This window comes from Teichococcus aerofrigidensis (genome assembly GCF_054073225.1).
Map to the genome: position 1 here is coordinate 1 of NZ_JBSXMU010000130.1, position 8161 is coordinate 8161.

Annotated in this window: 7 protein-coding genes; 1 reads left to right on the plus strand and 6 read right to left on the minus strand. The window is 70.5% G+C overall.

The genetic code is table 11. From position 1 onward, the window contains the following. The first annotated feature begins 107 nt into the window (after window positions 1-107). A protein-coding gene (locus ACVMLK_RS18100; protein WP_457487192.1) for an IS5 family transposase occupies window positions 108-877 on the plus strand; the annotation gives its coding sequence in 2 pieces (ribosomal slippage) (window positions 108-441 and window positions 441-877; 771 coding nt in all). A gap of 25 nt (window positions 878-902) precedes the next feature. Here the strand turns inward: ACVMLK_RS18100 and ACVMLK_RS18105 are convergent. The 6 genes from ACVMLK_RS18105 to ACVMLK_RS18130 form a co-directional block, all read right to left on the minus strand. Further along, window positions 903-2234 carry an IS701 family transposase gene (locus tag ACVMLK_RS18105; RefSeq protein WP_457487187.1) on the minus strand — a complete coding sequence of 444 codons (1332 nt, stop codon included), beginning with the start codon at window positions 2232-2234 and terminating at the stop codon, window positions 903-905. A 172-nt stretch (window positions 2235-2406) separates the two neighbouring features. Continuing rightward, a complete protein-coding gene (gene gyrB / locus ACVMLK_RS18110) occupies window positions 2407-4863 on the minus strand; it encodes a DNA topoisomerase (ATP-hydrolyzing) subunit B (protein WP_198365604.1) in 2457 nt (818 codons plus the stop codon). Window positions 4864-4917: 54 nt separating this feature from the next. Continuing rightward, entirely contained in the window at window positions 4918-5250 is a 333-nt protein-coding gene (locus ACVMLK_RS18115) for a hypothetical protein (protein ID WP_457487188.1), read from the minus strand. Window positions 5251-5342: 92 nt separating this feature from the next. Further along, a complete protein-coding gene (locus tag ACVMLK_RS18120) occupies window positions 5343-6290 on the minus strand; it encodes a 3-hydroxyacyl-CoA dehydrogenase (RefSeq protein ID WP_457487189.1) in 948 nt (315 codons plus the stop codon). Further along, window positions 6275-7354 (minus strand): LacI family DNA-binding transcriptional regulator, encoded by a 1080-nt coding sequence (locus ACVMLK_RS18125; RefSeq protein ID WP_457487190.1) that lies wholly within the window; start codon window positions 7352-7354, stop codon window positions 6275-6277. Before ACVMLK_RS18125 ends, ACVMLK_RS18120 begins: the two co-directional genes overlap by 16 nt. A gap of 125 nt (window positions 7355-7479) precedes the next feature. Next, window positions 7480-8161: IclR family transcriptional regulator domain-containing protein (locus ACVMLK_RS18130; RefSeq protein WP_457487191.1), on the minus strand; the 682-nt coding region annotated here is incomplete at its 5' end.

An 8161-nucleotide genomic window follows, 5' to 3' on the forward strand; every position in this document is an offset into this window, starting at 1 on the left:
CGCTCCTCATCAGGCGCATCGCCCATCCATGACCATTCTCAAACGGGCACTTAGCGCCTGACCATTAACCCATCTGCTGCAGGAGCAGTGGAGAGGTGATGCGGATGGTGCTGACGGATGCGCAGTGGGTGGTGCTGGAGCCATTGATCGAGGCCTGCCGTCCACACCGCAAGACGCAGCATCACCACCTGCGGCGCACGATGGAAGCGATCATCTGGCGCTGCCAGAACGGCGCCAAGTGGCGCAGCATTCCCGCTGATCTCGGACCCTGGTGGCTGGCCGCACAACTCTTCATTCGCTGGGCCAAGGCAGGCGTCTGGGAGCGCCTGTTGGAATTGGTCCAGCAGCGCGGCGTGGCGCTCGGCATGACCTTTCTCGACGGCACTACCATCCGGGCTCACCACAAGGCGGCGGGTGCGGAAAAAAGGGGGTCAATGGCAAGGAGCGAGATTTACGCGAAGCACTTGGCCGATCTCGCGGCGGCTATGGCACCAAGGCTTGCGTGATTGCTGACGGGCGCGGGCGGGCCATCGCCTTCGCTCTCGCGCCCGGTCAGGCCCACGAACTGCCGCTCGCACCTGGCCTGCTCGACTGTCTGCCGGATGTGCCGGGCTGGATCGTCGGCGACCGCGGCTATGCCTCCGACGCCTTCCGGGAGCGGATCTGGGCCATGGGCGCCCGGCCAGCCATTCCACCCAAACGGACAGATCCGCCGGTCGCCTGTCCCACCTGGATCTACAGCAACCGCTCTCGCGTGGAGAACCTATGGGCGCGCCTAAAAGAATGGCGCGCCGTCGCCACGCGCTACGAGAAGACCGCCCGATCCTTCCTCAGCGTCCTCTGCCTCGCCGCATCACTCGATTGGATCAAGAGCTAACGGGGCCTAGCACTACCTGGGCACTTTAAGCTGAGGCGATAAGAACCTGTGTCGACAGTTGGGACATCGGATCGGCATGGCGAGATGCGCGAACAGGCGGTCGAGGATGGCACGCCGCACGGCGGGCAGGCTTGGTGATGGCGGCGGTCCCGGCATCGGAATCCGCATTTTCCCCCCGCCTCGTCCGGCGGTGTGCGGCGAGGCGGAGGTGCTGCAGGTAGGCGCAGGCGATGCAGCTCATCAGCGCGTGTCGGTGCAGGCCGGTCCATGAACGTCCCTCGAAGTGCCCCAGGCCGAGTTCCTGCTTCAGCTGCTGGTGCGCCTGCTCGCAGACCCAACGCGCCTTGATCGCCATGGCCAGCGCCCGCAGCGGCGTGTCGACGGGAAGGTTGCTCAGGTAGTACTTCCGCTCGCCGCCGGAGCGCCATTCGCCCACCAGCCAGGCTTCGTCACCTGGCAGGTGCCGGTTGTTGGCCCACACGGCGCCGTCACCGACCCGGATGCGCACCGCGGCGAACCGGGCTGCCAGCGCGCCCTTGGTGCCCTGCCGCCAGGCGATGCTGCGCCAGGAGAGGTCGGCCAGGACCTTTTCCGCCGCCACGGGCTGTTCATCGGGGATCGGCTTGCGAGCGCGCCCTGGCGGCGGCACCAGCTGCACGGCGGCGCTGTAGACCTTCTGGTTGCGCGCGATGCCCACCGCCCAGCGCAGGCCGCGAGCATCAAGAGCCTGTCGGAACGCGGCACTCGCGCCGTAGCCCGCATCCGCCAACACGGTGCCGAACCGCACGCCTGCCGCTATCAGACGGTCCACCTCGTCCAGCGCGATCTCGCTCTTGCTGCGCGGCGCCATGACCGCCTCTGGCACGCCGGCCTGCGCGCAGCGCGACGGATCATCGGTCCACTTGCCCGGCAGGAACAGCCGCAGACCGACCGGGACGGGCACCTCGCCCTGCGCCAGGGTGAGCGACATCAGCGACTGGCAGTTCGCCTGCTTGCCAAGCTGCCCGCAGTACTGCGGCAGCACGCCGACCGACATCGTGCCTTTCTTGGGCAGCGCCGTGTCGTCGATCACCAGCCAGGCTTGTGGACCGCCGACCAGCCTGTCTGCCTGCTGCGCCAGCACGGACCAAAGCGGCGCGTCGCTCCAGGCTGGGCTGGCGATGAAGTGCTGCAACTGGTCATGCCCACCCAGCCCCAGGCGGGCTGCCATCGGCTGCAGGCTCTTGCGCTCGCCGGGTCCAAGCAGGCCCCGCAGGTAGAGCGGCGCCCAACTGCGGCGGGTCTTGCGACCCATCACCGCAAGGAACGGCGCCAGCCAACGATCCAGGTCCGCGCCGCCACCCCGGATGTTTGTCATCGACCTCCCCTCCACAAGGCAGCGTCGCACACCCTCCAACACACTCAATCAAAATGCCCAGGTAGTGCTAAAGAGGACGGAGGCCAAGAAGCAAAATCAACCACTTGGCACCCATTTAGTGCGAGCAATAGTCACTTTGTGCAGGTATTGCTGGACCGCGACAACAACTTCGCTACACGTCGAGATTCGCCACCTTCAGCGCATTGCCGACGATGAACTCGCGGCGCGGCTCGACGACATCGCCCATCAGGGTGGAGAAAACCTGCTCGGCATCCTCCACATCCTCGATCCTGACCTGCAGCAGGGTGCGCGCCGCGGGGTCGAGGGTGGTGCTCCAGAGCTGGTCCGGATTCATCTCGCCCAGTCCCTTGAAGCGCTGGATGGCCAGGCCCTTGCGGCCCTGGGCCAGGATGCGGTCCAACCCGGCCAGGGGGCCGCGCACCTCGATGGGCGCGCCGGATTCCAGCACCAGGCTGACCGGCTGGCTCCAGGCGCTGGCCAGCGCGCCGTGCCGTTCCGCCAGCCAGCGCGCCTCGGGCGAGCGGAGGGCGACGGCATCCAGCCGGTGCCGCTCCGCGACACCGCGCACAGTCCGGCCCATGACCAGCCCCTCGGCGCCGGTGGCGACCTTCCAGCCGCGTTCATTCGGCAAGGCCAGGGTGTCGAGGCGCGCCGCCAGGCCGGGGGCGGCGGCCAGCGCGCTGGCGGCATCCGTGGTCAGGGCGCCGGCGATGGCGGCCTGCTCGATCAGCTCCACCGGCTGGCTGCCGGCCAGCCGCCGGATGCGGCTGGCGATCTGGCGCATGCTCTCGACCACCTCGCGCAGCTCGTCCTCGCGCGCCTCGCGGCCATCGGCGAAGCGCAGGCTGGCGCCGTGCAGCGCCTTCTCGAGCAGGTAGTCCTCCAGCGCCCGGTCGTCCTTGAGGTAGCGCTCCTCCTGGCCGCGCTTGGCGCGGTAGAGCGGCGGCTGGGCGATGTAGAGATGGCCGCGGGCCAACAGTTCCGGCATCTGCCGGAAGAAGAAGGTCAGCAGCAGGGTGCGGATATGCGAGCCGTCCACATCGGCGTCGGTCATGATGACGATGCGGTGGTAGCGCAGCTTGTCGGCCGAGAAGCCGCCCCGCTCCACCGGCCCGGTGCCGATGCCGGTGCCGAGCGCGGTGATCAGCGTGCCGATCTCGGCGGAGGACAGCATCTTGTCGATGCGCGCGCGCTCGACATTCAGGATCTTGCCTTTCAGGGGCAGGATCGCCTGGAAGCGCCGGTCGCGGCCCTGCTTGGCGGAACCGCCGGCGGAATCACCCTCGACGAGGAAGATCTCGCACTTCGTCGGGTCCTTCTCCTGGCAATCGGCCAGCTTGCCGGGCAGGGTCGAGATATCGAGCGCGTTCTTGCGGCCGACCTTCTCGCGCGCGAGCTGCGCCGCCTTGCGCGCGGCGGCGGCCAGCACGACCTGGTCGAGCACCTGCCGCGCTTCCTTGGGATGCGTCTCGAACCAGTGCGAGAGGGCATCGGCGACGGCGGCATGCACCACCGGCTGCACCTCGGAGGAGACCAGCTTGTCCTTGGTCTGCGAGGAGAACTTCGGGTCCGGCACCTTGACCGAGATGACCGCGGTCAGCCCCTCACGCATGTCCTCGCCGGACAGCTCGACCTTCTCCTTCCTGGCCAGTTCCTCCGCGTACTTCATGACCACGCGGGTCAGGGCCTGGCGGAAGCCGGCCTGATGCGTTCCGCCGTCACGCTGCGGGATATTGTTGGTGAAGCACAGCGCCACCTCGTGCGGGCTGCTGTTCCACCACAAGGCCATCTCGACCTGGATGCCGCCACCCTCCTTGGCCCGGAGGCTGACCGGCGGGCGGAACAGCGGCTCCTTGCTGCGGTCGAGCCATTCGACGAAAGCCACGAGCCCGCCATCGAAGCGGAACACCGTCTCGCGCGGCGCCTCGCCGGCATCGACCAGGCGCTCGTCCCGCAGCGTGATGCCGAGGCCGGAATTCAGGAAGGCCAGTTCACGAAGGCGCTTTTCCAGCACGGCATAATCGTATTCCGTGCGGGTGAAGGTCCCGGCCGAAGGCTTGAAGGTGACGCGCGTGCCATTGCCGCGACTGGCCGGGCCCACGACCTTCAGCGGCTGCACCGTGTCGCCATGCTCGAAGCGGATGAAGTGCTCCTGCCCGTCGCGCCAGATCGTGACATCCATCCATTCGGACAGGGCGTTCACGACAGCGGCGCCGACGCCGTGCAGGCCGCCGGAAACCTTGTAGGAATTCTGGTTGAACTTGCCCCCGGCATGCAGGCGGGTCAGCACCACCTCGGCTGCCGAGACGCCCTCCTCGGCATGGATGTCGGTGGGAATGCCGCGGCCGTCATCGACGACGGTGACGGAGCCGTCGGCGTTCAGCACCACCGTGCAGGTGGTGGCGTAGCCGGCCTGCGCCTCGTCCACGGCGTTGTCGATGATCTCGAAAGCCATGTGATGCAGGCCGGAGCCGTCATCGGTGTCGCCGATATACATGCCGGGGCGCTTGCGGACCGCCTCCAGTCCGCGAAGCACGGTGATGGAGGCGCTGTCATAGGAATCCGCCGGCTCGGAGGCGGGGGACGGCGCGCGCGCAGACTCACTCATGCCGGCGGAAAACTCCTGAATCTGGCAGGCTGAAAGACAGGATTTTATAGCACCTTACGCCCGGGCCGGCACGGGTAAATCGGCGGCCGGCCGGAGCCCGTCCGGCATGGCCTCCAGCATCTGCGCCCGCCCCGCCAGGCTGGCGAAGGGGGCGGGCTCGGTGCCGGTGAGGAAGCATTGCGCCGGCAGGTCCACCAGGGCTTCGAACAGCGCCTGTCGCCGCGACGGATCCAGATGCGCCGCCACCTCGTCGAGCAGCAGAAGCGGCGCGAAGCCGCGATGCGCCGCCACCAGGGCCGCCTGGGCCAGCACGACGCTGACCAGCAGCGCTTTCTGCTCTCCGGTGGAACAGATCTCCGCAGGCAGGTCTCCAGGCTGCAGCAGCATGCGAAGGTCGGTACGGTGCGCCCCCTGACGCGCGCCGCCGGCCGCGGCATCGCGGGGGGGGGGGGGCGCCCCCCCCCCCCCCCCGGCGCCGGTCACTTGGGCTGGCCGCGCAGATGCGCGACGAGCGCCATCAGGCGGCGGTTGCGCCAGTCGGTGCGCTCGCCGAGCCGGTCCTGCGGCAGGCTCTGCCGCAGCTCCCGCTCGGCGCTGGCGATGGCCTGCTGCGACCAGGGCTGCGGATCGCGGCGCGAAAGGGCGATGTCGTGATAGAGCGGGGCGAGCCGGGCGGAATAGTCGGCGATGCCGCCCGGCGCGTTCAGGTCGATGGTCTCGAAGGGCCCCATGAAGGCCCAGCGCAGGCCGAGGCCCTGGCTCACCGTGCGGTCGATGTCCACGGCGGAGGCGAGGCCCGCCTCGTAGAGCGCCCAGGCCTCGTTCAGCAGCGCGCCCTGCAGCCGGTTCAGGATGAAGCCCTCGATCTCGCCCTTCACCTCGATCGGCGCCTGGCCCCAGCCTTCCATGGCGGCGCGCAGCACGGGCGGGATGGCCGGATCGGTCCAGGGCGCCGGCACCAGCTCCACCAGCGGGATCAGGTGCGGCGGGTTGACCGGATGCGCGATCAGGAAGCGCGCGCGGTTGGCCAGCCCCTCGGTGAAGGCGGAGGCGGGAATGCCGGAGGAGGAGGAGCCGACGATGGCGTCGGGCCGCATGACCGCGTCGATCTCGGCGCAGACCGCCTGCTTCACCGGCACGCGCTCGAGCACGGATTCCTGGATGTAGTCGGCCGGGCCGACCGCCTCGGCGAGGCTCTCCGTCACCGTGATGCGGGCGAAGGCCGCCTCGACCTCCGGCGCCTCGGCCAGCCCGGCCTCGCGCATCTCCTCCAGCATGGCGCGGATGCGCGCGGGCGCGCGGGCGCGCAGTCCGGCATCGGCGTCATAGACGCGGACCCGGGCGCCGCCGCGCGCGAAGACCAGCGCCCAGCCGGAGCCGACCAGTCCCGCGCCGATGACGGCGACGGTGTTCAGGACAGGCTGCATGCGGTTTCCTTTCTTGCTTCCTGCAACGGGACGGTGCTGCCGCGGACGACCAGCTCGCCGGGCAGGCGCAGCAGCCGGCAGGATGGCGCCTCGCCACGGCCGGCGAGCGTGATCCAGTCCAGGGCGGCGGCGACCATGCGCTCCACCGGCTGGCGCAGGCTGGTCAGGTCGTGCGAGGGCCAGGCGGCGATGGGGATGTCGTCGAAGCCGGCGATGGCGATGTCGCCCGGCACGGCGAGGCCAAGCTCGTGCCGCGCCACGTCCATCGCGCCGAGCGCCAGGATGTCGGCGGTGCAGAACAGCGCTTCCGGCCGGTCCGGGCGGGCGAGCAGGCGGCGTGCCGCCTGCTGCCCGGCGGCGTAGGTGAACTCGCCCGCCGCCTCGACCAACGGCGGCGGCAGGCCGAGTGCGGCGCAGCGGTCGAGAAAGCCCTGGCACCGCTCGGCATTGGTCGAGGCATCCGGCCGCCCGGAGATCAGGCCGAGCCGCCGCGCGCCGCGCGCCGCCAGATGCCCGGCCACCGCGGCGGCGCCGCCGGAATTGTCGCAGACGGCGGCGAGGCTTCCAGGCTCCAGCCCCGCCGCGCCGGGATGGCGGTTGAGGAAGATCAGCGGCGTGCCGGCCTCGCGGCAGGCGGCGGCGGCGTCGCTGCTCAGTGTCGTCGCCAGGATCACGGCGCATTCGGGCTGGTAGGAGAGCAGCAGGCGCAGCGCCTCGCCCATCTCGCCGCCGGCCTCCGCCATCACCAGCATGACATTGTAGCCGGCGCCCTGCAGCGCGGCGGTCAGCGGCGCCAGGGCGGCGGAGTAGAAGGGGTTCGCCAGGTCCGAGAGCACGACGCCGACGATGCGGGTGCGGCGGGTGATCATGCTGCGCGCCAGGGCGTTGGGCTGGTAGCCGAGCTGGCTGGCGCGGCCCAGCACCGCCTGGCGGGTGGCTTCGGCGATCGCCGCGTCGGCATGGAAGGCGCGCGCCACCGTGGCCACCGACATGCCGAGGTCGCGGGCCAGATCCTTGATGGTGACGCGGTGAAGGCGCCGCGGCGCGGACACGGTCTCTTCCATGGGTTTCCTCCGGCGGCCTGGCGGCCTTGTTCTCGGCGAGAACGTTCTCGCTGAAGCCCGTGGCGTCAAGCCGGCCAGGCTCACATGACCGTGAAGTCGCCTGAACGCAGCCCGACCGCGCCGGATCAGCCGGGGATGGTGCGGCGCAGCTCCGCGGCGGCGGCCAGCAGCGGCGGCAGCAGCCGCTGGCACACGGCCCCGGCCTCGCCACGCGAGGTTCGCTGGCCGATGTTGATGGCGGCGACGCAGCGCCCGCGCTGGTCGCGCACCGGCACGGCGAGGGAGCGCAGGCCCAGCTGCAACTCCTCCTCCACCATGGCGAAGCCCTGCCGGCGCGCGGCGGCGACGGCGGCGCGGATCTCCTCGCGGCTGGTGCGGGTGTGCTCGGTCAGCGCCGCCGGCGTCAGCCCGGCCAGGAGATGCTCCATCACCCCCTCGGGCAGCGCGGAGAGCAGGGCGCGGCCGAGCGCCGTGCAATGCGCCGGCAGCCGGCTGCCGACCCCGAGGGAGACCGGCATGATCCGCTGCGCCGCCGCACGGGCGATGTAGACCACCTCCGCCCCGTCCAGGATCGCCGCCGAGCAGCTCTCGCCGGTCGCCTCCCGCACCGCCTCGAGCTGCGGCATCAGCAGATCGGGCAGGGTGGCGCTGGCCAGCCACGCGCCGCCGAGGCGCAGCACGCGCGGCGTGAGGCAGAAGTGCCGCCCGTCCGTCTCGGCATAGCCGAGCTCGGCCAGCGTCAGCAGGCAGCGGCGGGTGGCGGCGCGGCTGAGGCCGGTGTCGCGCGCCAGCTCGGCGATGCTGGCG

What these genes read in the sequence shown, in the direction of transcription:
- ACVMLK_RS18120 (WP_457487189.1), bottom strand. Translation starts at nt 6,290, where the DNA reads ATGCAGCCTGTCCTGAACACCGTCGCCGTCATCGGCGCGGGACTGGTC.
- ACVMLK_RS18105 (WP_457487187.1), bottom strand. Translation starts at nt 2,234, where the DNA reads ATGACAAACATCCGGGGTGGCGGCGCGGACCTGGATCGTTGGCTGGCG.
- gyrB (WP_198365604.1), bottom strand. Translation starts at nt 4,863, where the DNA reads ATGAGTGAGTCTGCGCGCGCGCCGTCCCCCGCCTCCGAGCCGGCGGAT.
- ACVMLK_RS18115 (WP_457487188.1), bottom strand. Translation starts at nt 5,250, where the DNA reads ATGCTGCTGCAGCCTGGAGACCTGCCTGCGGAGATCTGTTCCACCGGA.
- ACVMLK_RS18125 (WP_457487190.1), bottom strand. Translation starts at nt 7,354, where the DNA reads ATGGAAGAGACCGTGTCCGCGCCGCGGCGCCTTCACCGCGTCACCATC.